Origin of the sequence: Streptomyces sp. SID3212, from assembly GCF_009865405.1 — a bacterium.
Lineage (GTDB): Bacteria > Actinomycetota > Actinomycetes > Streptomycetales > Streptomycetaceae > Streptomyces.
In genome coordinates, this window is sequence record NZ_WWJY01000025.1 from 1 (window position 1) to 1,235 (window position 1,235).

Annotated in this window: 1 protein-coding gene; it reads right to left on the reverse strand. The window is 76.2% G+C overall.

Features of this window, described 5'->3' with window-relative positions; all coding sequences use genetic code 11:
* Positions 1–1,235: hypothetical protein (locus tag GT042_RS01250; protein WP_161306838.1), on the reverse strand; the 1,235-nt coding region annotated here is incomplete at both ends.

A 1,235-nucleotide genomic window follows, 5' to 3' on the forward strand; every position in this document is an offset into this window, starting at 1 on the left:
CGACGCGCCTGCCGACCAGCGCGCCCGCGGCCCGGCGCAGCCGGTCCGGCGACTCGGGACCCGTGGTCAGCCGGGGGTCGGTCAGCGCGGCGTCCTGGCCGCTGAGCAGATAGAGCGCCGGTACGTGTGCCGCCGTGACGTTGCGCAGGAGCGCCTGGCTCTCGTGCCGCAGCAGCCAGTCACGCAGCGCGGAACGCCGCTCCCGCGCCCCCGCGCCGGTGGGCCACGGCAGCGTCCGCAGATCGTCGGCGGTCCAGGTGCTCCCCTCCAGACCGGCGAGCTGGGTGATGGCGGCGGGCTCGGCCGCGTTGCCGGTGATCCAGGGCGCGAGCCAGGTGGTGCGCCGCTGGTACATCCGCCGGTGGGGCAGGCGCAGGTGCTCGCGCAGGGTGCTGTCGTCGGCGTACGCCATGCGCAGTTCGGGCTCGGAGTCGATGCGCCGTCCGGGCGCGAAGACGGCGTCGGCCCAGGCGTACAGCCGGGCCGCCTCGACGTCCTTGGGCTCGGGCTCGGCCTCGTCGCGTACCCCGGCCGACTGCGCGGCCTCCAGCACCTCGGCCAGCGAGTGGTCGCCGGACATCAGCCGGTCCGCCAGCAGGGCGTTCCGCAGTCCCAGCAGCAGGGCGGGGTCGGTGCCCGGCAGGTCCGCGAACGCCCGGAGCAGCCAGGCGACACCTGTCGCGCGGCCCTTGCCGACGGGGTGGCCCAGCCGGTCGTGCCGGTCCCGGTACCAGGGGCCGGAACGCCGGTGCGGGGTCGCGTCCTCGATCAGGGTGAGCTGACGCCGGACGTTCAGCTCGGGGCGGTCCGCCCACAGCCGGCTGAGCGAGGGCCCCGCCCCCCGGGTCGTGGACGCGTAGCCGGCGTCGAGGAGCGCGAGCACGAACGTCCGTACGCTCACCGCCGTGTCCTCGTCGAGCAGGAGGTCCATCTCGGCCCGCGGGTCGTCCGTCTCCGACAGGTCGGGGAAGAAGGCGCGCGCGGCCGTCGGGGCGCCGAGGTGGTGCGACAGATGGGTGAAGAGGAGGCGGACGGCCGTCCGGGCCGCGTCCACCACGGCGGGCTCGTGGGCGAGCACCTCGCCGAGGGCCTTCTCGTACTCCCGGCTCACCGCCCACCAGCGGGGATCCGTGTAGAAGGTACGGAGGATCCCGCCGTCGACCGGGTCGAGCGGGTCGGAGTGGTCGGACGGGGCGGCCGGGTCGGAGGGGCCGGCCGGGGCGGCCGGACCGGCC